Genomic DNA, 23,499 nt, shown 5'->3' on the forward strand with positions numbered 1-23,499 from the left:
TTAAAGTTTCCAGAATTGGCAACAAATTCCAGGCTGAAATACATGTCTATTTGCCTGATAGCGACTCTGGATCCGCGCAAACTTTGTCCAGGTCAGGAGCAAATCTTTTCTCGGTACAAACTGACGAACTGGTACTAAACTGTATTATCTACAGCATCCGCTTGAACCCGGATGCTCTAGGTTCATGGTGAGTGGCAAGGAGTGAACGGAAATGAAAATGAAGCAACGCGAGACTCACTCGCGTCTTTTGCTGGCTACACTTGTTCCAGCCCTGGTCGGTACGAGTGTTCTGGCAGATGCGGCCCAGGCATTGCCGACGACGAAACTGGCAGAATTGCCAAAAAATAGTGTTGCGCGAGTAAAGCCCTCTAGCAGCGGCTCCCTGGACATTACGGGGGCGAAGAGTCTCTTAGAGCAGGCGAGTGGTTCAGCGGTCGATCTGGAGGTGCGCCCGGAAGCCTGGAACTGGACTCGACCGGTGACTGTGCCCCGCGTTGCCCAAGGGGCGGCTCCGGCAGCCACGCCCCAGACAGCGGCAGAACCGGCGGAACCCTCAGACGAAGAGACCGAAGTCCTCGACGAGGTAAACGTCACGGCCACCCGCCGTCCGGCCCGCGCCCGCGATATTCCGTCGGTCGTCTACACGGTCAAAAAAGAGGACTTCCGCGCCCAGAACGCCCAGACAGCCACCGACGCGCTGTCGCTGGTACCGGGCTTTCAGGCGGCTCCGGCTCTGGGTGGTGTGCGCAACGCGGCGGCGGTCTTCTTGCGCGGCTTCGACGACCAGCGCTTTCAGGTTCTCAAGGACGGCTTACCTCTCGAGCGGTCTTCCAACGGTCGCAGCGACGTGTCGCGCTTTCAAGTCGAAGAACTGGAGCGCATCGAGGTCGTGACCGGCGGTGCCACCCTGCGCTATGGCTCTGGAGCGGTGGGCGGCGTCATCAACTTGATCACCGAGACGCCCAAGGGGCCGCCCAAGCTCACCCTGCAGTACCAGGGCGGCTCCTACGGCTTCAACAAGTTCGTCGCCAAGTACGGCGGCGGCGACGACACGTTTAGCTACAACTTCGTCTACACCGGCATCGTTGCCCCCAACCGCTATCCATTCCAGCTCACCAATCAGGCCAACGCCCAGTTCTACGGACCCAACGACTTTGCCAAAAACCCAAGCTGTCCGGCGCAGTTTGATCCCGACGGCAACTTACTCAACAACTGTGCCAACGGCGGTTTCCCAGACGGTACCCCCTTATTTGGCTTCCTCAAGCCCGAGGTGGGACCGCCGGTGACGGTGAGCGGCACCGCCGATTCCTCGAACGCCGCCAGCGACACCTACAGCGGTAAGCTCGTCTTCAAGCCCGATCCGAGTAACCGGATCACCGCTCGCGTCACCCAGCAAAATTCCTCTACCGAGTCGAACAGTCCGGGTGCCTACTACTTCTCGCCCTGCGTCGGTGGTCCATCGAATTTTCCAAACGGTACGCTCAGCTTTGACCGCTCGGTAGCGGTTGATCGCTCCGGTCGCGAGGTGGGCTGCGGCCCGCAGCGCTTTATCATCAATACGCCCTCGGCTGCCTTCGGTCCACCTTTTTCTTACAACACCTCGTTTAATGGCAAGACAGTCTTTCCCACCGGCCAGGCGTACCAGGGGGCGGAGCCGGTCACGGGCACGATCGATTTCTTTCAGCAGAACAACCAATCCCAGACCGAAGCTGCCGTTCAGTGGGATTACAACATCACACCCACCACCAGCCTCAACAGCTTCATCTACTACTACCGCTTCGGCAGCACCAACACCGTTCCCACCAACTTCATCTATAACTCCAACTTTGGCATCGGCACCGCCGGACCAAACGGCGACTTTGGCATCGTGACGCGCAACCCGGCAGCCCAGCCCTTCGCCTCCGGTAACAAGTTCGTGGCCGAGACAGCGCTCAACTGGCAGATCTCTCCCGGTCAGACCCTCACCTTTGGGATCAACTTTACCGAGGACCGCTCCTACCAGCAGAAGCAACAGGGTAGAAGCTTCTTAGACCGCTCGGTGGCGCGCACGTCGATCTTCCTCATCGATGACATCAGCTTCAGCGATCTGATCAAAGCGAACGTGGGCATACGCTACACGAGCAGTTCGCAGTTCGGCGAGGTGCTCACCCCCGGCGTCGGCCTGCGGGTCACACCCCTGAGCTGGCTGTCGTTTCGGGCCAACTGGAACTACGTCTTCAACGCCCCCAAAATTAGCGACCTCTACGTTCAGAACGGTCCCTTTCTGGCCAACCCGAACCTGAGGCCCGAATCGGGCGTGGCGGTGGATGCGGGTGTAGACATCACCCCGGCCAACAACCTCTTCTTCCGGGCCACCTACTTCAACATCTACCTCGACGGCTTCTTCGGCAACCAGCTCTTTGCCAACCCCAACTTCAACAACCCCAACGATACGACCGGTACCTCGAACTTCGCCTTCCTGCAGCAGGTGCAGAACCTCGCTACCCTCATCTCCACCGGCATCGAATTTCAGGGCCAGTGGCAGATAACAGACCAGTTCTCGCTCCTGGTGAACTGGACCAATACCGACTCGCGGGCCGTTGGGCGCACCGATAGCATCTCGACCACCCTCTTCACCTACCAGATTCAGAACGCCGGCATCCCCTTCAACAACGTCGGTTTCCGGCTCACCTACGCGAACAAGGGGTTGATCGCCGCCTTCGTGGGCCGTTACTACGACGGCTTTGTAATCGACTACAACAACACCCGCACCCCGACGTTCTTTACCCTCGACTTCAACTCCGAGATCCCGATCACGCCCTACTTCACCCTGTTGGGCAGTGTCTTCAACATCTTCGACACCCAGTATCAAAATCCCGCCGGTCTACCCGCGCCGGGGACCACCTTCACCGTGGGCGGTCGCCTCGAAATCGGCGGCTAACGCCGCAACCCACCAAACACTGATCTCGCCCGGTGCTGCTGCGCGCCGGGTGGGATCTCTCAAATTGCGTACAGGGGGAGATTTTTCTACCTGCAAGGAGCCTGCAAGCCGTGAAACTCTATCCACTTGATTGGCAGACAAAGCTCGTCGTCACTGTCCTGGCAGGGACGCTCTCGCTCGCCGCAACCGCCCAGGCAAGCCCAAATGCGAAGCTGGCAAAATTGCCCACGGCCCGCTTCGGGAGCGAGGGTGCAAGAAGCCTCCTAGAACAGGCGAGTGTCTCTGCCGCCGACCTGGCAGTGCGTCCGGAAGCCTGGAACTGGACCCAACCGGCAACGGTGCCGCGCCTTGCCCAAGGGGCGGCTCCGGCAGCCACGCCCCAGACCGCAGCCGAACCGGCGGAACCCGCCGAAGAAGAAGGCAACGTCCTCGACGAGGTCAACGTCACCGCTACCCGCCGCCCCACCCGCGCCCGCGACACGACAGCGACCACCTACTCGATCAAAAAAGAAGATTTTCAAAAGCAGGGAGCGACCACGGTCACAGACGCGCTGGTGCTGGTGCCGGGCTTTGTCGGTCAGCCCTCGCTGGGCGGTATTCGCAACTCCGGCGGCAACTTTTTGCGCGGCTTCGACGATCAGCGCTTTCAGGTGCTCAAAGATGGCCTGCCCCTGCAGCGGCCTTCCAACAACCGCTCCGATGTCTCGGTGATCCAGGTCGCAGACCTCGAGCGCATCGAGGTCGTAACCGGTGGGGCGACGCTGCGCTACGGTTCTGGGGCAGTGGGCGGTGTCATCAACCTCATCACCGAGACGCCCAAGGGGCCACCCAAGCTCACCCTCGAATACCAGGCGGGCAGTTACGGTTTCTCGCGCTACCTGGCCAAGTACGGCGGGGGCGACGACACCTTCAGCTACAACTTGATCTACACCGGCCAGGTCGCCTTCAACAACTATCCCTTTAGCTTCACCCTGCCCAATTCGGCCCAGTTCTATGGCCCCAACGATGTCGTCACCGGCTCCACCGATCCGAACGTTCCGGACGGCACCTCGCTTTTTGGCTATCTCAAGCCCGATGTCGGCCCGCCCATCAAAGTCCAGGGCACAGCCGATGTCGCCTTCTCGGCGATCGATACCTACACGGGCAAGCTCGTCTTCAAGCCCGATCCGACCAACAAGATCACCCTCCGCCTCACCCAGCAGAACAACCGCAACTCCGGCAACGGTCCGGGAGCCTACGCCTTTGGCACCTGTTTTGGCGGCGTTGCCCTACCGGGAACCAACGGCACGATCGGCAACTTCGGCGGTCCGCGCTTCGTGCCCCTCGATACCGCCGGTCGCGAGTTGCAATGCACCCAGCAGCGCTACGTGGTCAACACGCCGACGAACCTGGTGGCGCTGCCCTACAGCTACAACACGACCCTGAGCGGCCAACCGATTCCGCCGGGCCGCGCCGATCTAGCAGAGCGGACGATCGGTACGATCGACGGCTTTCAGATCAACGACCAGAGCCAGTTCGAGGCGGCGGTCCAGTGGGACTACGACATCACCCCCACCACCAGCCTCAACAGCTTCATCTACTTCTACCGCTTTGCCAGCAACGGCTTCTACCAGCCGTCGGTCTACGGCGGCATCAACACCAACTTTCCGCTGTTCGGTCTGGGGCCGGTGCCCTCGATTCGGACCGCCGATCTGTTCGGCGACATTGCCCAGCCCTACACCGAAGGCGACAAGTTCGTCGCCGAGAGCGTGCTCAACACGCGCTTTTCGCCGGGGGGCAACCTGCAGGTGGGGCTGAATATCACCGAGGACCGCTCCTACCAGCAGAAGGGAGGAGGAACGACCTTTTTTGACAGGACGATCACCCGCAGCTCTATCTTTGCGATCGCCGACATCAGCTTCAGCGAAGAGTTGAAGGCAAATTTTGGAGCCCGCTACACCTACTCGACCCAGTTTGGCTCAGTCGGGACACCGGCGGTCGGTGTGCGCTACACGCCAAACAACTTCATCTCCTTTCGCAGCAACTACTCCTACGTCTTCAACGCGCCCAGTCTGTCGGATCTGTTCGTCTCAGGCCAGGTCTTCAGACCGAATCCGGGCCTCAGACCAGAATCCGGCGTGACCTGGGACGTGGGCTTCGACCTGACCCCGGCCCAGAATATCGGCGTGCGCTTCACCTACTTCAACACCTACCTGGACGGAGCAATCGGCACCCTGGTCTTCCGCAACCCGGATACCACTTCGCCCATCATCTTCCTGCAGCAGCAGAACAACCTCGACAGCCGCTACGCCTCGGGAATCGAGCTGCAGGCGGACTGGCAGGCGACGCCCCAGTTTTCTTTCCGGGCGGTCTGGTCCAACTACGACGTGCGCCAGTACGGCCAGATCGATAACATCAACAACCCCGCCTACCCCTTCTTCTACGGCTATCAAGATCCGAACATTCCCTTCAACCAGGTGGTCCTCACGGCGACCTACGCCAACAAGGGCTTTACAGCCACGTTGCTGGGCCGCTATGACGGTGGCAAGCGGCGCACCGGGGCGCTCGACTTTGTACCGGCCTGGTTCACCCTGGATCTGAACGTCGAGCTTCCGATCACGCCGTTTTTGACGATTACGGGCAATGTCTTCAACCTCACCGATACCCAGTACGAGTACGTGAGCGGTGTACCGGCACCGGGAACGACGTTTCGGGTGGGGGGGCGATTAGAGTTTGGGGGCTGATCCCTCACCCCCCGGCCCCCTGTCCCACAGGGATCTTTTCCCCTCACCCCCCGGCCCCCTCTCCCACAAGGGGCGAGGGGGAGAAGTAGTTGTCTTGAGGAAAGCCCGCGTCCCTGCGGACAAAATCCTCGCCGCCCCACCGAGCCGCCACAGACTCGGCGTCGGGGGGGAGGGTGAGGGGGCCACGGGTGTCCCCCTCACGCGGGGCGGGGGGTTTGGGGGGAGGGCGCGAAGGGCCCCTCCCCCCGATGGCTTTTGTTTCCTCAAGACAGCTCACCCCAAAGACCCCCCGATGGTTTTGTCTCCCAATTCAAAACACCCACCAAAAAAACCGCCAGATTGTCGCCGCAGACGTCCCGTACCAACTGGCTAAAAATTGGTTTTATCAGGTCAGGGGCTTATTCTGGCCTCAAAGTCGGAAAGGCGATCACATCGCGGATGCTGGGGCTGCCCGTAAGGAGCATGACCAGTCGGTCGATGCCGATGCCGACGCCGCCGGTGGGCGGCAGGCCGTGCTCGATGGCCGTCAAAAAGTCCTCATCAAAAGGATGGGTCTCGGTGGCTCCGGCGGCTTTGGCCTTTGCCTGGGCCTCGAAGCGCTCGCGCTGGTCTACCGGGTCGTTGAGTTCGGAGAAGCCATCGGCGGTTTCGCGGCCATTGATATAAAGCTCAAAGCGCTCGACCATGCCCTTGAGGGTGCGGTGGGACTTGGCCAGGGGCGAAATTTCGATCGGGTAGTCGAGAACAAAGGTGGGCTGGATCAAGGTCGGCTCGCACCGGTGCTCGAAGACGTGGTAGAGAATTTCACCGACGGAGAGGGAGGGGCCGGGCAGGTCGAGGCCGAGGCTCAGAGCCTTGGCGGCAGCATCGGCAGGATCGCTTATTTGATCGAAGGCGATACCGGTCACCTCCTTGACCAAATCGAACATTGTGATCCGCCGGAAGGGTTGAGCCAGATCGATGACGATCTCGGCTTCGGGTTGGAGCTGGGTGGTGCCCAGAACCTGCCGGGCGACGGTGCGCAGCAGCTCCTCGACGAGGTCCATGATGTCGTGGTAGTCGGCGTAGGCTTGATACAGCTCGACCGTTGTGAATTCCGGGTTGTGGCGGGTGGAGATGCCCTCGTTTCTGAAGATCCGGCCCAGTTCGTAGACGCGCTCGAAGCCACCCACGACCAGGCGCTTCAGGTGCAGCTCGGTGGCGATGCGCAGATAAAGATCCAGACCCAGGGCGTTGTGGTGGGTGGTGAAGGGCCGGGCCGCCGCGCCGCCCGCTTCGGTCTGCAGAACCGGCGTCTCAAATTCGAGAAAGCCCCGCTCGTCTAAATAGTGGCGGATGGCCCGAACGATGAGGGCGCGCCGCATGAGAGTCTCGCGCACCTCCGGATTGGCGATGAGGTCGAGGTAGCGCTGGCGGTGGCGCTGCTGGACGTCCTTGAAGCCGTAGTACTCAGAAGGGAGGGGGAGGATGGACTTGGTGAGCAGTTCGTACTCGTGAACGTAAACCGAAAGTTCGCCCTTCTCGGTGCGGCGGATCGTACCGCGCACGCCGATAAAGTCGCCCGCGTCGGTGAGCTTGTCGAGCCACTTGAAGGCGTCAGCGCCCATCGTCTCGCGGATGCGCCGCTTGTCAAAGTACAGCTGGATGCTGCCGGAATCGTCGCGGATCGTAAAGAAAATCAGACCCCCGGCGATGCGGCGCGAGAGGATGCGTCCGGCGACGGCGACGCTATCTTCAACCTGCTGGCCGTTTTCGAGGTCTCGATATTTTTGCTGGAGATGGGCAGCAAGATCGGTACGCTCGAAGCGGTAGGGGTAGGGGTTGATGTTGTGAATGCGCCATTGCTCGGCCTTTTCAAGGCGAGTGTTGCGCAAATTCTCTTCCATGCGGCTCTCTCCAGCTATCCAGAGACTCATCGTAGCGGATGGCGCGGACGGTTTCAGGCTGTCCGAAGACGCATCGTAGCGAATGGCGCGGCAGTTTCAGGTACGCAGGTCGGCGATCGCCTCGCGGGTCGCTCCGGCAATCGCCTGGTCGCTGGCCCTGGGCAGATAAAAGTAGCGCCCGCCCGCCTGGGTAGCGAGTTCTCTGGCAAAACCGGTGGAGACAAAGCGGTTCTCGGTGTCGATGATGAGCAGCTTGAAGCCGAGGGCACGGATGCGGCCGGCGATGGCGAGCAGTTCGGCTTTGATGTCGGGTTTTTCTTCGCCGGGTGCTTCGCCCAGCGAGCGGCTGAGGGGAATGTTGCCCCGACCGTCGGTAATTGCGACGATGATCACCTGGCCGATGTCGCCGGTGCTCTGGGCGTTGAGGCCCAGGTGAATTGCCTGGCTCAGGGCGTGGGCGAGGGGTGAACCGCCGCCGCAGGGCAGGGCATCGAGGCGGCGGCGGGCCTGGGCGATCGAGCGGGTGGGCGGCAGCAGCACTTCGGCTTTTTCGCCCCGAAAGGGCACCAGGGCCACCTTGTCGCGATTCTGGTATGCCTCGGTGAGCAGCCGCAGGACAGCGCCCTTGGCCGAGCGCATCCGGTTGAGAGCCATCGAACCTGAGGCATCGACGACGAAGGTGATGAGCGCCCCGGCCTTGCGCACCAGGCGCTTGGCGCGGAGGTCCGCCGCCTCGACGATCACAGGACGATGGGGGTTGCGCGCCCGGCGGGCTTTTTGGTGGGGCGCGGCGGCCCGCAGGGTGGCATCGACGGCGATCCGGTTTATCCGGCCTCGGGGCAGCATCGGCTTGACGTAGCGCCCCCGCACATCGGAGTAGATTTTGGTGCGCGCTCCGGACTTGCTCCTGCGCCGCAGCGTCTGGGCAAAGGCGAGCAGGTGCGGATCGAGGATCACCCCTTCCGGGTCAAAGACGAATTCTTCGGGCAGGCTGGGGGGTGCCTGCTCCTGCTGTTCGTCGTTTTCGGTCTGGGGGTTGTCCTGGGGAGTGTCGTCCGGCTCGTCGTTCTCGGGAGGCGGAGGCGGTGGGGGCGGCGGGGGCGGGGGTTCCTCCGACTGGATCACCGTCGCACGGGGAATAATCACCAGCTCCACCGCCCGGCGCAGATCCTCGGCGCTCACGCGGGTGCGGCCATCGAGGGCGCAGTGGACGCGGGCGGCCCGCTCAGCAAAGATTTCGGCCCGATGGCCTTCGACCGCACCGCGCAGGGCTTCTTCGACCAGGTAGGCAACCTGCTCCGGCTCGATCGTCACCTCCGGCAACCGCTCGCGGGCAAGGACAATCTGGGTCTGCAGTTCGTCCAGTTCGGCCCGGTAGTGCGCCAAAAAATCCGCTGGATCGCGGGCGTACTGCTGGGCGGACTGGACCACCGCCAGCCGCTCCTCCAGACTGAGTTGCGCCTCCGCACTCAAACAAATGGCGATCCGATCGAGCAGGTGCTCGCGCAGTTCGCCCTCCTCAGGATTGTAGGTAGCAAGCAGCACCGGGCGGCTGGTGTGCTCGAAGCTCAGTCCCTCGCGCTCGATGCGGTTGATCCCCTCGCTCAAGGTTGTGAGGAGCAAATTGGCGATCTGGCTGTCGAGCAGGTTGATCTCGTCGATATAAAGAATGCCCCGGTTCGCCTCGGCCAGTAGCCCCGGCTGGAAGACCGCCTCGCCCTGAGTGAGGGACTTTTCGAGATCGACGGTGCCCAGTACCCGGTCTTCGGTCGCCCCGAGCGGCACCTGTACGAAGGGCACTGGCCGCATCCGGCGCTCGGGAAGGTGACTTGTATAGAGGCGGCGGCACTGGTCGCACCAGCGGTCGGGATCTTCTGGGTCGTCGTTGGCTGGACAACCGGCAATCACCTCGATGGGCGGCAACAGGGCGTGAATGCCGCGCGCCATCACCGATTTGGCGGTGCCGCGCCTGCCGCCGATGGCGACGCCGCCCAGGTGCGGGTCGGTCACAGCGAGCAGCAGCGCCAGTTTGATCGCCTCCTGGGCGACGACAGCGGTGATCGGAAAGGGAGTGGGACCGTTCATGGACAGCTCAGACGCCTTTGAACGAGTGGGATGAGCGGGGCATTCGCCTCCGGAAAGGCGTAATCGCCCAGTTGCTCCGGCAAGACCCAGGCAACGGCGTCGCAGGCGAGTGCCTGGGCCTCGTCGCTTTCACTCTCGCACAAAAAAACCTGCAGGCGGACGCTGAAGGTAGCGTAGGCGTGATCGAGGGTCGCCAGATGTTCGATGACCCGCACCGCAAGGCCCACCTCCTCCGCCACTTCCCGCCGCACGCACGCCGCCGCACTCTCGCCGGGGGCAAGCTTGCCCCCTGGAAATTCCCACAGCCCACCCATCACTCCACCGGGGCGACGGCGGTCGATAAGCACCCTGCCGCCAAAGCAGACGACGGCAATCGCAATCTCCTGAAGGGGCGCAGCGGCGCTCAAGGCGGAGATGGGGCGGCGGTGGAGGTGTCGCACTCTGAGGCTACCGGGCACAGGTAGCAGGCAGGCGGACCCAGCGCACCGACCACCGGCACCGGAATCGGTTCGCGGCAGGTGACACAGTAGTCCATTTCAAACTTTGCGTGACTCAACTCGGCAAAAGCAAAACCATCTTCTTCGATGTAGTAACGAAAAAAATGACCGCTCGACAGCAGCTTTTCGATGAAGTCGTTGAAGGCTTCTGAGTAGTTGCCCCGACCGTCGTATACCCGCCCGCAAAAAACAACGCTCTCGCCCTTTTCGCCCATCAGGCGGCGGCCCTTGTTGACATGGTGGGCAATGTAGTGTTTGATGTCGTAAAAATTTGCCATTTTGCCCTCCCAATAGCCCGCTGAGCGCGATCCCATCAAGGTTGGCCAATAAGCTTAACCCCTGGCCACTGCCAGGATCCGAGTTTTTCTAAAATTTTTTCTGAACAAAGAAATGTTCACAGATCATCGAGAATACGCAGAGAAACTTTGATGAGATAAAAGCGGCCCCTCATCAAAAACTCGATAAAGTTCTTTCTAAAGACGGAGGCCAGATTGGTGTAGCAGTGCCCATGTTCCAGTAGCGAAGGGAGCAGAAGGGTGAATGGAAGAAAAGCTTATAGAAGATCCTTTTTAGCTCAAAGGCGATCAATCCTGGAAGCGGGGCAAAAGTTCCCGCGCCTGCACTGCAGTGGGATCATTTGTGCCTTTATCCCGGCAGGGTTTGTCACTTGTCTGCGCTCGCCGCTGCGCTAGAAATACCAGGGTCTGATCATGGAATCGCTCAAAGGTTCTTCAGGACAAAAAAACCAGGCGGACAACCGCCGCAAAATTCTCGACGCTTCGCTGCAGCTGTTTGCCGAGCACGGCTACGGCGGCACACCCACCAGTCAGATTGCCCAGCAGGCGGGCATTTCTGAGGGAACGATCTTCCGGTACTTTCCCGGCAAAAAAGACATTCTGGCGGAGCTGGTGACCGCCGGCTGGGTGACGATCCTCACCGACTTGCTCAACGAGCTGAGCATGATGGCCGATTACACCGACGTCGAGTCGGTGCTGCGCAGCCGGATGCGCTCGCTTGAGAACAACACGAATTTGATGAAAGTTTGTTTTTACGAGGCCCAGCACTTTCCAGAACTGCGCGAACAGGTCTACAGCGACGTGATCGTGCGGGTTCTATCCGTAGCGGAGGCGTTCTTTCAGACGGCGATCGACCGGGGAGTGTACCGCAAGATGAATCCCAAGACCGTCGCCAAGATCTTTTTGGGGATGTTCATGGTCGCCGGCTTTGGACCCCAGACGATGGGCGGTGCTGCCGAGGGTCCGCAGGCTCTCGACGAGGACGAGATGGTGCGCGGCATCAGCGATATTTTTCTAAACGGTGTGCTCGCCGCCACCTAACCCACCCCGCCCCAGTCCCTGGAAGAAAGACCGGAGGCGAGCCGCCCGCTCAGCGTCCAGAGCCGTTCGCCGAGCAGGCAGAGCGTGGCGGCAATAAGGGGGCTCATCAGAAGCATCAGCGGAAAAGTAGAGGGAGTCTGGCCCGTCCAGTGGTAGATGCTCCAGTGGGTGAGCAGCCCGGCGGTCGGGGCATTGGTGAAGATCAAGCAGACCCCGGCGACGTAGGCGATCTGGCCCAGGGTGAGGGCGAGGATGAGCAGGCGCACAGCCGCCACCTCGCAGGTAAGGGAGCGGGGCCGGGCCGGTAGGCGCAGAGCGGTCGGGGTATTGCGGGAGGGCCGCAGTTGCACCGGCGGCTGGGGACGGCTCAGCCCAAAAGGATCGCTGTAGCCAAATAGCGAGCGCGATCCTGGACGGTAGACCTCCGGAGGAATCGGTACTTCAAGGTAGCCCCCCGGCGGCCAGGCCACCCAGAAAAGTCCCTCGCGGCGCGGCTGGGTCCAGCCGTGGCGTTCGCACCACAACTCGACGCGGCGTCCTTGCACCCGATCACTGTCTTTGTCGTTCATCGACCTCAAGGCAGGGCGGTAGTCCACACATTATAAATGTCCGCCCAGCCGGGAGCAGCAGGGGCTGAAACGAATCGCTACGATGGGATCGAGCCAGAAACAGAAGCGATGCAATTTATCGATCGAGCCGAAATTCAGGTAGAAGGCGGCAGAGGCGGCGACGGCATGGTAGCCTACCGGCGCGAGAAGTACGTCCCTGCCGGTGGCCCGGCGGGGGGCGACGGCGGCAGGGGCGGCGCGGTGGTGCTGGTGGCCACCGAGAATCTGCAGACGCTGCTCGATTTTAAGTACCGCCATTTATTCAAAGCCGACGATGGCGGCAAAGGCGGTCCAAAAAATAAAACCGGTGCCCAGGGAGCAGACCTCCAGATCGCCGTGCCCGCCGGGACAGTTGTGCAGGATCAGGACACCGGAACGATCCTGGGCGATCTGACCCGTGCAGACGAGCGGCTGGTGGTGGCGGTGGGCGGCAGAGGCGGCCACGGCAACACCCACTTTGCGAGCAACCAGAACCGCGCCCCAGATTTTGCCACCGAGGGACGGCTGGGCCAGCAGCGCACCCTGCTTCTAGAATTAAAGCTCCTGGCCGAAGTCGGGATCATCGGGCTGCCGAACGCCGGAAAATCGACGCTGATCTCGGTGCTCTCGGCGGCCAGGCCGCGCATCGCCGACTATCCGTTTACGACCCTGGTGCCCAATCTCGGCGTGGTGCGGCGGCCTACCGGCGACGGCGTCGTCTTCGCCGACATTCCGGGCCTCATCGAAGGAGCGCACCAGGGCGTTGGCCTTGGCCACGAATTTTTGCGCCACATCGAGCGTACGCGGGTGCTCATCCACCTGGTCGCCCTCGATCGGCCCGATCCGCTCGCCGACTACTGCACCGTCAGGGCTGAACTGGAGCGCTATGGCCGTGGGCTCACCGCCAAACCCCAGATCCTCGCCCTCAGCAAAGCCGACCTCTGCCCGCCCGATGCTGCCGGCGACTGGCAGTCCCGGCTCGCCGAGTTGACCCAGAGTCCGGTCATCGTTCTTTCGGCGGCAGCCCACGCCAACCTCGATCTGCTGCTCGGTCGGGTCTGGGGGCTGCTCGAAGTTCCCGCAACTGTCGCCACCTGATTTATGAAAACCCGTCGCCTGTTTGCTCTATCTGGTGCGCTCCTGCTGGGCAGCCTGACTGTCGGAGCCATCGATAAAGCCGAGGCCGCCGCCCGCGAGCGCTTCATCCGGATCATCGAGAAGCTGGAGAAGGCGCGCTTCTGCCAGAGTGGCCGCTGCCGCTACACCGACGTGCGCTTCGAGGTGCGGCCCACCGGTGTACCGGCCCAGCCCTTCAAGGGACTCATCCGCGCCGGTATCCTCCGCCCCTCCCAGGCGCTCGATCAGGCCCGCTACCAGTTCGTATTCAGCGGCGGGCGATGGCGGCTGGTAAGCGGCAGCGAGACGACCGACGTCAACGAGGCCACCTACAGCGGTGAGCACTACGAATTCAGCAGCGCCTACGGTCGTGCCCCTATCCAGGGCAGCCTCACTTCCCCCGGCAACGACCTGGAAACCGGCTACAAGCTGCTGTACCTGAAAATTCTCAATCGCGGCGAGGAGCGCTAAAGCCGTCGGCGTTTACCAGTAGCACCCGCCGGCTTATCGACTGGTTCGTTGAGCAGGATAGACCCGCTAGCGGGCAGCCACCTGGCGGGCTCTGAGGCGGCCATTGAGCAGCGTGATCCGCCAGGACCACTGCTGCATCTGACCGCGCTGCAGCGACTGCTGCAGGTCGTTTTGGAGGTCGCTTTTAAGCCGCCCGAGGGCGTCTTTGTGGTTAAAAAGTTCGCGCCAGCAGCGGTTGACCACCTCTTCGGTGCGCAGCAGATCGAGCGGACCGGCGCTCGCCACTTTCAAAAACAGTTCCGAGCGCAACTGTTCCAGCAGGCGCTCACGCCCATCACCGGCCCGTTTGGTCTGCACCAGGTTGAACGCCTGCACCGCCAGATCGTCGAGGAGCACATCCATCGGCTCCAGGCTTTCTTTGAGCCCGGTCGCCACCAGCAGACAGTGGCCACCGTAGCCGCTGATAAACTGCGCCAGCCCCAGCGTAAAAAGTGCATGGCCAAAAAGCGGTTGGGCTTCGGGAGTCTCCAGTTCAGAGTCGGCGAGAGTGACGACCTGCCTGGGCACCAGATAGGTCTGGCCACCCTCGACCAGGGCCAGTTGCAGTCGCTCGAAGGCAGGCAGGCGCTTCTCGGCGACCGAGAGTTTTGTCGGATAAATCAGTTCAACCGCTTCCACGATCAGGAACTTTGTCCAGAGAAACACCAAGTTAGCACGGTCCTTCTCAAGCCGGCCATCGACCGTAAAGAGCCGTCAAATCCGCCAGCCGCTCCCGCATCCAGGGCTCAATCGCCTCCAGGCTCAAGCAGCGCCAGGCCCAGTTTTTCTCGGCGGTGCCGGGCGTGTTCATCCGCGCCAGCTCATCGAGGCCCAGAATATCCTGTAGCGGAATGATCGCAACATGGCCCACCGATGCGAGGGCAGCCCGGATGAGTGCCCAGTGAATCTCCCAACCGGTGTTGAGGTTGAGATAGCGCTCGGTGGCTCGATGGACCCACTCGGGGGAGCTGTTGTACCAGCCGACGGTGGTGTTGTTGTCGTGGGTGCCCGTGTAGATGAGCGCGTTGCGCACGTGGTTGTGGGGCAGGTGCAGATTGTTGGCCACCCCGTCGAAGGCAAATTGCAGCACCTTCATGCCGCTCAGGCCGTAGTGATCTCTCAGGGCGTCCACTTCTGGAGCCTGGACGCCCAGATCCTCCGCCACCACCGGCAGGCTGCCCAATCTCGCCTCGATCGCATCAAAAAGCCTGTTGCCTGGGCCTTTGACCCACTGGCCACCGATCGCCGTTGTCTGAGTGGCCGGGACTTCCCAGTACGCCGCGAAGCCACGAAAATGATCGATCCGCACCAGATCGACCATATCGAGCATCCGCCGAAGACGCCGGGCCCACCAGATGTAGCCGTCTTTTTCCATCGCCTGCCAGTCGTAGATCGGGTTGCCCCACAGCTGGCCGGTGGCGCTGAAGTAATCGGGCGGCACCCCGGCCACCACCGTCGGATGGCCGTCCTCACCCAACTGAAACAGGTGCGGGTGGGCCCAGACATCGGCGCTGTCAGCTGAGACGTAGATGGGCAGATCCCCCAGGATGCTCACCCCCTTCGCGTTGGCGTAGCGCTTGAGGGCCGACCACTGCTCCTCGAAGAGGTACTGGGCAAATTTGTAATAGAACACCCGCTCCTGCAGTTCTTTTGAGTGCTCGTCGAGCACCGGCTCCTCCCGCCGGGCCAGCTCTGTGTCCCACCGCTGCCAGGGCAAATCGTCGTTTGCTTCTTTGAGGGCGGCAAACAGGGCGTAATCGTCGAGCCACCAGCCCTGCTGCTCACAAAAAGCGTCGAACAGTTTTTTGTCCGCTTCGTTATCGGCCAGAAAATTTTCGCACGCCGTCTCCAGAAGGCGCGTCTTGTAGGCCACCGCCTCCTCGAAGTTGACCTGCGGATGGTGCCATCCAGCGGTGGTCTTCAACTCGTCAGGGGCCAGATCGTCCGGGCTGAGTAACCTGCGCTCCACCAGCGCCTCCGGATCGACCAGTAGCGGGTTGCCCGCAAAGGCTGAGATCGACATGTAGGGGCTATTGCCAAAGCCGGTGGGCGTCAGGGGCAGGATCTGCCAGAAGCGCTGACCGGCGGCGGCCAACAGATCGATGAACCGCCTTGCTTCACTGCCGATACTGCCGATACCGAAGGGACCGGGCAGGCTGGTCGGGTGCAGCAGAATACCGCTAGACCTGGGAAGCTGCAAAAAAAACTCCTTTGCTTCTCTAAGAGTCTAAGCTGCCGGAGCCGCTTTGGCTGTAGCGGTCTCCTGGCTGGCGGCAAAGCGGGTGAGACTATCGAGCATCGCCGTCTGCCCCAGCGCCAGCGGCAACAGCGACACACCCGCCACCGTGCATTGAATCCAGCCATCGCCCCAGCGCCAGCGGATGTGACCATCGACGCCCTGCCAGAGCACCATCTCAAGGGAGTTGTCGTTTAACCGGGCGATCCGATGACCCAGCGGCACCGGCCCAAAGTACGAATAAAATTCGAGCCCCGCTTCCATCGCCTCCGGCAGCGAGGCAGGAAAGCTCTGCGTCCAGGCCCAGCGGCGGACCAGATCGAACTGTGTCAGGCAGCGCCTGATCGTGGCAGCCCCAGCGGCCACCTGCACGCGCACGGTCGATTGCTGAAACGATCCAAACATAGCTTCATTCTGGCATCGCTCCTCGGATCGTAGAATGGCCCGAGCACCCCACGCACCGATGAACCGGATTCTTCCTGCTCTGATTTTTTGCCTGCTACTGGTGGTGCCACAGGTGTTCGCCGCTTCTCCGCCCGAGATTATCGACCGACCGATTCCTTTTGGGCCTGAGCGGCGCGCCCTCACCCTCCAGTACATCCGGCAGCACTACGACCCAGAGGCAAGCGCGATCGCGATCGTGCCGCGCATGATCGTTGTTCACTGGACTGACGGTCCTACCCTCGCCTCCGCCCTCGCTACTTTTACCCCTGCCCGCCTCTCTGGCCGCACCGACATCCGCAAGGGCGGTCCTCTCAACGTCTCTTCACAGTTCGTCGTCGATCGCAACGGCACAATCTACCGGTTGATGAGCGAAACCCAGCTGGCGCGCCACGTCATCGGCCTCAACTGGCTCGCCATCGGCATCGAGAACGTGGGTGGTCCCCGATTGCCCCTCACGAGTGCCCAACTCGCTGCCAACGCCTGGCTGGTGCGGGATCTGGCCAGGCGCTTTTCGATCGAATATCTGATTGGCCACCTCGAGTACAGCCGCTTTCGAGGCAGTGCCCTCTGGCGGGAGCGCGTCCGGGGCTACTTTACCGGCAAAGACGATCCTGGCCCTGCGTTTATGGCCCGCCTGCGCGCCCGAGTCGCCGACCTCAAGCTCAAGGACCGGCCCTGAGTCCCAGCAGGATATAATACCGATCGAGTGCGGGTGTAGTTTAGTGGTAAAACCACAGTCTTCCAAACTGTCGTTGCGGGTTCGATTCCCGCCACCCGCTTCAAAGCTTTCAGGCTCCAGGAGCCACTTCCAGCAATTGATCCACTGAGATGAACCGTGGATCTTTGGGGGTATTTGTGGGCAATTGTGGGCCGTTTTTTGTTACCAGCTTGCTACCGGTAGCAGAGACTGCTCCGGTAGAATTTTGACCACAGAGTAGAGTTTGGTCCTTCCAGGAGCTGTCGGTGGACGAACAGATCGAGGAAGCGAACGCACGGCTGAAAGCGGTCGGCATCGCCGTGCGCGTTCACAAGAAAGGCGACTATCTCTACCTGCGGGCCATCCTGCCTGCCAAACCGGGCAGCAAAAAGCAGGAACCCCACTGGCAGTTCATCGCCGCGACTGCCTTCGCCCCCTGGGTACGGGCCAATAAAGTCGGCCTGCGCCGGGTGGAACGCGAGGCCCACACCGTTTACCAGGCTCTGTGCAACCAGAACTTTAACTGGGCGGAATACCTGAAATTCGAAGAAACAGAGCCGGAAGCGCCGCCGGTGGTCACCGCTGCTCAGTGGATCGAGCGCTTCAGAGAGGACTACTTCAAGGACAAGCGGGAGACCCTGCAGACGCTCTCCACCTGGCGCAACAACTACGATATGGTCTTCAGGCACCTCGATCAGGACGGTCCCCTCACGATCGAGGATATGAAGCGACTGGTGATGGGCACCAAAGCCGATAGTCGCTCCAGGAAGGGGTACTGTGAGGCACTGAACAGGCTTGCCCGCTTCTCAGGTATCGAAGTTGATCTCTCACCGCTCAAGGGCGACTACAGCCCCGAGAGCGTAGTGCCGCGCGACCTGCCCAGCGACGAGGCGATCTATTCCTGCTACGCGGACATCGAGCTGCCTCACTGGCGGTGGGTCTACGGGATGATCGCCACCTACGGCCTCAGACCGCACGAGGTGTTCCACCTTGAACTTGATGAGTTCATGGGAGGAGGCGAGATCGTTGAAGTAGGGCGGGACACCAAGACTGGCCAGCGCTACTGCTGGCCACTGTACCCTGAGTGGATCGATGATTTCGGACTGAGGGACATTCGACTACCGCCCATCAAACTGGACCGCGACAATCAGGCTCTCGGAGGTGCAATCAAACAGGCGTTCCGGCAGCAGTACGGCTTACCTTTCAAGCCATACGATCTGCGCCACTGTTGGGCAAGGCGCGCCTCGGAATTTCGGATCGAGGTGGCTTCGGCGGCATACATGATGGGTCACAGCGTCCAGGTACATATGAAAACCTACCACCGCTGGTTCGGCAGAGGACATTACCAGTTAGCCTATGAGGCTCTTACCCGGCATCCAGACCGGCCACAACCACCATCTAAACGGGAATAAACGCTGTGAATGTGAGGTACTGCACTCATGTCAGGGGCTCGAACTTCCTCTACCAATTCAAAGACAGATGGAGAGTAGGGGATTTTCAGTCCTAGTTTCTGAGGCCAAAAGCCTGTTGGAGACAATTTTTAAGGAGGCGTCCTGTCTATTGGTTACAATTTTGGGTACAGATTCACGCCGATTCAGCATCTTTAGCAGGTTGATCTGGCACCAACTGTGCTCGCAGAAGAACTAAAGTAGATCGGCGAGAGTGCGCTCATAATGGCTGTGTGCGCGAGAACTTGGTTGCAGGCAGAGTGAGTAATCAGCAGTAAGTTGCATCGAAACGACTGTCAGATTGAGGCAGTATACAATTTTATCATGTTGATAGTTTTGTAGTTATAACCGGGTGGGCAGCCCAAACAGGCGTGATAATGCATCCACATTAGCTCTAAGGGTGTAGGAGCTTCATCTTCTCTTGTATCAAACAAATAGTATCTAGCTTACTTGCTTCACCAACTGCTCAGGACAAATTTACATATAGTATCTGTAAAAGTATTCTACAATGTCTTCCTCACCATTTAGGTATTTAAGAATTGCGCCAACTTCTCGAGCCGCTTTAAGTGTGATGGGCCGAGAATTCTCAAAACGCGAAGAATTCCAATTCATTTTGGTTAGCGCAAGAATTTCTTGAGCAAGAACTGTTGAAGTCTGCTGCGTGAACTCGCATTTGAACTTTAAAGGCTTAGGTACGTACATTCCTGGATACTCTTTGTAGAAGTCGATCGAGCCAAAGGTGTAGAGAACATGAGAAACTTCGTCTAGCTCAATCATTGTTCCCCTAAGTGGCGGGTAATACTCGTTTCGGTAAAGCCTTGTTCTATTGTACGAATCGTCCAAATTCAAAAAATCGTAAAAATTTACTCTATTACTTTTGAGAACTTCTTTAAAACCGTTGAATTCACAATCGGTATACTTCGAGCTTTTGTGCATAACAAATCTCGTTGGCATTGTATCGTGTTCTTGTTTGTATGCATGCAATATTCTTTCCATTAAAGTTGCTGCATCTTCTTCTGCCAAATGGGGCTGCCGATCATCTTTATCGAGTTTGGCAGGAGCACCTCGTAAAATATGACCATAACCTCTTTCGTTAAAAATTTGCGCAGTACTCGTCAGAAGCTTTGATTTATCGAGACTTTGATAAAATGCTAAACCAACATAGCAGGTTGGATAATCGTAAGGGTTTAAGGGCATTCTCCAGGGTGTAGCCCCAGATTTATAATACAGGGCCAGGTAAATGTTCCATGCGCATGTTGCATCATCTTGTAGTGCTTTGTTCTTAAAGCCGGAGCGTCTCTTTTTTCTTTGCTTTCTGGCATCGATATCGTAGGTTGTCTGTCTTATATATTGAACTGGTCTTCGAAGACGCATTGCTTTTGCTTTAAGGTAGTCATGGAAGATCAGCTTTTGCTTAAACACAACCAGACCTTGCAGTTTGGATATGTGCTCGGCCTCATCCTCAACATCCTCTAGGTCGTCAAGGATATCAGTTAGAAATTTGGGTGGAGCACAAATCAAGACATCAACCGCACTTTTTTGAACAATGTATTCCATAGCTTCAATAAACAATTCGGCGACATTGGTCACTGCTTGGTTGTGCTGGACTCCTGCCGTAGCTGCGATCAAATCTTCTTCGGATACTGCTTTGCACCTCTGTTGTGAGAATGCTAGCGAGATAGGTAGGGGACTATGTTCACCAAAGCCGGGGAATGGAGGGTAAAGATTGGACGTAAGCATTCACGTGCTGGTCTTGACGGAGCGATAACAGACTGTACGCTTTCGGTATGAGTGCGTTACCACCCCTGCCCAGCCGTGACGAGTTATTGCAGATGCCCCAGCCGCAGGCGATTGACTTGTTGCTGGAGTACATTACCCGCCTGGGGGGCATCGTTGAACAGTTGCAAACCCGTCTGGCCACCGACAGCACCACCTCAAGCCGTCCCCCCTCCGCAGACCTCCTCACAAAGCCCGAATCACCCAAACCCAAGCCCGAAGGAGAACCCAAGGTTCCGAAAAGAAAACCGGGTGCTCAGCCCGGCCATCAGGGCAAAACCCGCAAAGGCTTCGGCACCCCAGACCGTTTGGAAGCGGTCTCGCTGGGGGAGTGTCCCCAGTGCGGCGGGAGGCAGTGGCAGACCCTGAGCGTCGAAGCGCGGCAGGTGGCCTGTTTTGCCGAGCGGCCTCTCGAAATCGTCGAGTTTCGCCGCCCGACTGGATGCTGTACGCACTGCCGGAGCACCCACACCCCAAAGTGGCCCAGCCGTCTGGTCGGTCACTTTGAGCTGGATGCCACGCTCATGGCGGTGCTGAGTTGGTTGGGCCACTACGGCCATCTCAGTCTGGACAAACAAGCCGAATTCGTCGAGAGCTTGTGCGGCTGGCGGCCTGCGGTGGGGACGCTGGCGGCAGTCAAGGAGCGCACGGCCCTGGCGGTCGCTGCCAGTGTGCAGGCGGCCTGGCAGCATCTGGCCACTGAGGCGGTGGTGTATGTGGATGAGACGCCCTGGCCGGTGGCTGGGTGTAAAGAGTGGTTGTGGCACTTTGGCAGCGAGCGGCTGAGTCTATTTCATGCCGGGCAGACGCGCTCGCGTTTGGAACTGCGTGGTCGGTTGGGCGAGCGCTTTTGTGGCACCCTCGTCAGTGATGACTTCAGTGCCTACAACGGCTATCAGGTGCAGGCGCAGCAAAAGTGTCTGGCCCATCTGCGGCGGCATTTCAAAAAACTCGCCCTCCATCCAGCCGAGCCAGCAGGCATCGGCGCGGTCTTCATTGAGCTGATTGACGAAGCGTTCAAGCGCTACCGGCAGTGGCAGCAGGACGGGGACAGCGCGAGTTGGCAAAGTTGGGGGCAGCAGTTTCGGGTGCGGGTGGAGCAGGCGATCCGCACCTGGCAACCGAAAGCAGCCTATGCAGGGAGCAAACTGCTGCGCTCGTTGCAGGAGCGCGCTGGGCAGTGGTGGCAGTTTTTGTCGAATCCGGCGGTGCGTCCGGACAACAATCTGTCGGAGCGGAACTTACGCTTGGCTGTGACCCGGCGCAAAGTGTCGGGAGGAAGCCGGTCGCAGGCAGGGTATGCCCAGACGGCGGACTTGTTGAGTGTGATCCAATCGTGTCGGCGGCAGGGCCGCTCGGCGATGGAGTTTTTCGTGCGAGCGTTGCAGGCAACCTATCATGGGGGTTTTGCTCAACCGTCACTGATCCCGGAAACCAGCACCTGAACAGTTACGATTGGACTTATTGCTTTGTTTTCCTTCAATGCCTCCCTGAATGACCGCAAACCAATGAATAACTGCTTCAATAGTCTTATTAGTTCCAACTATGCCAATCAGTATTTCCTTGCGTAACTCGTCATTTTGTATAAGCGGGCCGTACTGCATCAATCCAAAACGAATATCGATATGTTTGCCATCATTCCCAAACTGAAGTTCTGGCTCAGGCAGAAATCTAGTTTTCATAATACGCCTCAAAAATCTAGCTTCAATTGGTTTTCGTCTATCAGCTTGGCGTCAGAGGAACTCTTACTCTCATCTTCGTCTTCGTCCGCAGTAGATCTCCAATAGCCATCGTCAATTCCAAATTCAGACTCGTACCTCATAAGGTCTCCGAACTTCAAATAAGAATACTCTGGATTGAGCAAACTTCCTTGTTGCTGAAGGTACCTTGCCCACATCACTACCTGCCTGAAAACAGCCAGATTCTTTTCTATCTCCTTGATTTTTCTTAGCTTCTCGTAAGCATTAGGTAACGGCAGGTACCCATTTTTTGTGAACCTGTAAGTGGGTTCAATTTCCAAATACCACTCCCCATCATACCGTTGAAATTGACCGATGAAAGCTGAATGCCTGTAATATTCGGACTCTGATTTTGAAGTGGTAGTAGTGCTGCTTGAATTCGTTTCTTTTGCCAGAGTTATCACTTTAGTTTTTGTTGAAAGCGTGGTTTTTTGAGAAGACTCTATTCTAGAGTAGCCTTTGAAAACTTCTCTAGATGTGATATTTTGAGTGGCTTTATATTTAAACTCTCTTGGTGCCAAATCAGGAGTTGGTCTAAAGTAAAAAATTCCTTTGCGAAATAGGAATCCTACTTCGTCATCCACACGTTCTCTTAAAGCGCTATTTAGAAGTTGTATGAACTGACGATATTTTTCTGGACTGTCAGTAGTAGACCATTCTGCAACGTCAAACTCCTCCATTGTCGTTAAATCACAAACATTTTCATAACCATTGCTGGAAGGATCAAAAAATGAAAATATTGTGTTATCTTCGAGAAGCCAGTCTTGCCTTTTGCGTACATTACATTTTATCAGTTGATCGTTGATGGCTCTAACACTAGAAAATCTAGTTGCTGCGGCAAATATAGATGGTCCGATATGGTCTACTCTCAGTAAATTCGAATACAAGAGTTCAGATTTTTTGGCAGGAGAAAAATATATTCCTATTTTCGGATCAATGGCAAGGGCTTCAATGGCTAGCGCAGAAGAAATATCAAATTTGTCTTTGTTTTTATCAAAATATATCTTTCTTTTTTGCCTAGCTTTCTGGTCAGTGAATCTGTCTTTAATCGAAACCCAATAAGCCTCCTCAGACTCCAGTCTTATGACCACGAGAATCACTGGAGCATTTCCTTGCATCCAGTAATCAATGTCTGCAGCATCACAAGTCCATTCAAATTTGTCGTCTGTTTCTGCTGTGAATTTGTTTTTCCAAGTTTTGGACTGTACTTGAACAATCAGATTCGTGACTTCGTTTGTCGCAGAGTTTCGAAACTCGATATATCCATCAATTCCTGCTTCAACACCACCGCTTGGATTCCACAGATGACCCATGGAGAGTACTACCTTCTCTATATAATTAATGCCCTGCTGCCCAGAGATGCTATTTTGGCTAATTTTCTTCGGTGACATCCAACCACCTCTAAGTTGTGGAGTTACTATAATCATAATGCTTCAAAAATCGTCGAATACAATGATACCTTCTTAGGTTGAAAGCTAGTGTGACATTTGTAATGAAC

19 protein-coding genes and 1 tRNA gene are annotated in these 23,499 nt (G+C 58.4%); 9 read left to right on the top strand and 11 right to left on the bottom strand.

Annotated elements, in window-relative coordinates; all coding sequences use genetic code 11:
- The first annotated feature begins 211 nt into the window (after nt 1–211).
- Together GKIL_RS08145 and GKIL_RS08150 are read left to right on the top strand one after the other, a co-directional pair.
- Complete coding sequence (locus tag GKIL_RS08145; protein WP_023173039.1) at nt 212–2,920, top strand: TonB-dependent receptor; 2,709 nt, start codon at nt 212–214, stop codon at nt 2,918–2,920.
- 110 nt (nt 2,921–3,030) lie between these two features.
- Nucleotides 3,031–5,643, top strand: coding sequence for a TonB-dependent receptor (locus GKIL_RS08150; protein WP_023173040.1), 2,613 nt, complete (start codon nt 3,031–3,033; stop codon nt 5,641–5,643).
- 398 nt (nt 5,644–6,041) lie between these two features.
- Here the strand turns inward: GKIL_RS08150 and lysS are convergent, their stop codons facing one another.
- The 4 genes from lysS to GKIL_RS08170 all read right to left on the bottom strand — a co-directional run bounded on the left by lysS (nt 6,042) and on the right by GKIL_RS08170 (nt 10,389).
- Nucleotides 6,042–7,529 (bottom strand): lysine--tRNA ligase, encoded by a 1,488-nt coding sequence (gene lysS, locus GKIL_RS08155; protein ID WP_023173041.1) that lies wholly within the window; start codon nt 7,527–7,529, stop codon nt 6,042–6,044.
- A gap of 96 nt (nt 7,530–7,625) precedes the next feature.
- On the bottom strand, nt 7,626–9,614 hold the full coding sequence (gene bchD / locus GKIL_RS08160; protein WP_023173042.1) for a magnesium chelatase ATPase subunit D: 1,989 nt from the start codon (nt 9,612–9,614) through the stop codon (nt 7,626–7,628).
- Entirely contained in the window at nt 9,611–10,054 is a 444-nt protein-coding gene (gene mutT, locus GKIL_RS08165) for an 8-oxo-dGTP diphosphatase MutT (RefSeq protein WP_245595913.1), read from the bottom strand. Before mutT ends, bchD begins: the two co-directional genes overlap by 4 nt.
- The gene (locus GKIL_RS08170) at nt 10,018–10,389 is read right to left on the bottom strand and encodes a hypothetical protein (RefSeq protein WP_023173044.1); all 372 of its coding nucleotides are present in this window, start codon (nt 10,387–10,389) and stop codon (nt 10,018–10,020) included. The genes mutT and GKIL_RS08170 overlap by 37 nt, the downstream gene beginning before the upstream one ends.
- Before the next feature lie 432 nt (nt 10,390–10,821).
- Between GKIL_RS08170 and GKIL_RS08175 the strand changes: the two genes are divergently transcribed.
- On the top strand, nt 10,822–11,448 hold the full coding sequence (locus GKIL_RS08175; protein WP_023173045.1) for a TetR/AcrR family transcriptional regulator: 627 nt from the start codon (nt 10,822–10,824) through the stop codon (nt 11,446–11,448).
- On the opposite strand, the gene GKIL_RS08180 is transcribed toward GKIL_RS08175, so the two are convergent.
- A complete protein-coding gene (locus GKIL_RS08180) occupies nt 11,445–12,017 on the bottom strand; it encodes a hypothetical protein (protein WP_023173046.1) in 573 nt (190 codons plus the stop codon). The genes GKIL_RS08175 and GKIL_RS08180 overlap by 4 nt on opposite strands.
- 108 nt (nt 12,018–12,125) lie before the next feature.
- Between GKIL_RS08180 and obgE the strand changes: the two genes are divergently transcribed.
- Together obgE and GKIL_RS08190 are read left to right on the top strand one after the other, a co-directional pair.
- Nucleotides 12,126–13,133 (top strand): GTPase ObgE, encoded by a 1,008-nt coding sequence (gene obgE / locus GKIL_RS08185; protein WP_041244534.1) that lies wholly within the window; start codon nt 12,126–12,128, stop codon nt 13,131–13,133.
- A gap of 3 nt (nt 13,134–13,136) precedes the next feature.
- Nucleotides 13,137–13,622, top strand: a complete 486-nt coding sequence (locus GKIL_RS08190) for a hypothetical protein (protein WP_023173048.1) — start codon at nt 13,137–13,139, stop codon at nt 13,620–13,622.
- 66 nt (nt 13,623–13,688) lie between these two features.
- Here GKIL_RS08190 and GKIL_RS08195 read toward each other — a convergent pair whose 3' ends face one another.
- The 3 genes from GKIL_RS08195 to GKIL_RS08205 are packed head-to-tail and all read right to left on the bottom strand — an operon-like array spanning nt 13,689 to nt 16,302.
- Nucleotides 13,689–14,327 (bottom strand): hypothetical protein, encoded by a 639-nt coding sequence (locus tag GKIL_RS08195; protein WP_041243813.1) that lies wholly within the window; start codon nt 14,325–14,327, stop codon nt 13,689–13,691.
- A 19-nt stretch (nt 14,328–14,346) separates the two neighbouring features.
- On the bottom strand, nt 14,347–15,861 hold the full coding sequence (gene malQ / locus GKIL_RS08200) for a 4-alpha-glucanotransferase (RefSeq protein ID WP_023173050.1): 1,515 nt from the start codon (nt 15,859–15,861) through the stop codon (nt 14,347–14,349).
- Between the two features lie 27 nt (nt 15,862–15,888).
- Nucleotides 15,889–16,302 (bottom strand): hypothetical protein, encoded by a 414-nt coding sequence (locus tag GKIL_RS08205; RefSeq protein ID WP_023173051.1) that lies wholly within the window; start codon nt 16,300–16,302, stop codon nt 15,889–15,891.
- 34 nt (nt 16,303–16,336) lie between these two features.
- Between GKIL_RS08205 and GKIL_RS08210 the strand changes: the two genes are divergently transcribed.
- The 3 genes from GKIL_RS08210 (at nt 16,337) to GKIL_RS08220 (ending at nt 18,450) form a co-directional block, all read left to right on the top strand.
- On the top strand, nt 16,337–17,020 hold the full coding sequence (locus tag GKIL_RS08210; RefSeq protein WP_023173052.1) for an N-acetylmuramoyl-L-alanine amidase: 684 nt from the start codon (nt 16,337–16,339) through the stop codon (nt 17,018–17,020).
- Nucleotides 17,021–17,049: 29 nt separating this feature from the next.
- Nucleotides 17,050–17,120 (top strand) — tRNA-Gly (locus GKIL_RS08215).
- A gap of 184 nt (nt 17,121–17,304) precedes the next feature.
- Nucleotides 17,305–18,450 carry a site-specific integrase gene (locus GKIL_RS08220; RefSeq protein ID WP_023173053.1) on the top strand — a complete coding sequence of 382 codons (1,146 nt, stop codon included), beginning with the start codon at nt 17,305–17,307 and terminating at the stop codon, nt 18,448–18,450.
- Between the two features lie 513 nt (nt 18,451–18,963).
- Here GKIL_RS08220 and GKIL_RS24675 read toward each other — a convergent pair.
- Entirely contained in the window at nt 18,964–20,226 is a 1,263-nt protein-coding gene (locus tag GKIL_RS24675) for an argonaute/piwi family protein (protein WP_023173054.1), read from the bottom strand.
- A 47-nt stretch (nt 20,227–20,273) separates the two neighbouring features.
- Here GKIL_RS24675 and tnpC point away from each other — a divergent pair, with 47 nt between their 5' ends.
- On the top strand, nt 20,274–21,707 hold the full coding sequence (gene tnpC / locus GKIL_RS08230) for an IS66 family transposase (RefSeq protein WP_023173055.1): 1,434 nt from the start codon (nt 20,274–20,276) through the stop codon (nt 21,705–21,707).
- On the opposite strand, the gene GKIL_RS24680 is transcribed toward tnpC, so the two are convergent.
- On the bottom strand, nt 21,681–21,944 hold the full coding sequence (locus tag GKIL_RS24680) for a hypothetical protein (protein WP_023173056.1): 264 nt from the start codon (nt 21,942–21,944) through the stop codon (nt 21,681–21,683). The genes tnpC and GKIL_RS24680 overlap by 27 nt on opposite strands.
- 8 nt (nt 21,945–21,952) lie before the next feature.
- Nucleotides 21,953–23,392 carry a DUF4365 domain-containing protein gene (locus tag GKIL_RS23515; protein ID WP_023173057.1) on the bottom strand — a complete coding sequence of 480 codons (1,440 nt, stop codon included), beginning with the start codon at nt 23,390–23,392 and terminating at the stop codon, nt 21,953–21,955.
- Nucleotides 23,393–23,499: the final 107 nt, after the last annotated feature.

This window comes from Gloeobacter kilaueensis JS1 (genome assembly GCF_000484535.1).
GTDB classification, from domain to species: domain Bacteria; phylum Cyanobacteriota; class Cyanobacteriia; order Gloeobacterales; family Gloeobacteraceae; genus Gloeobacter; species Gloeobacter kilaueensis.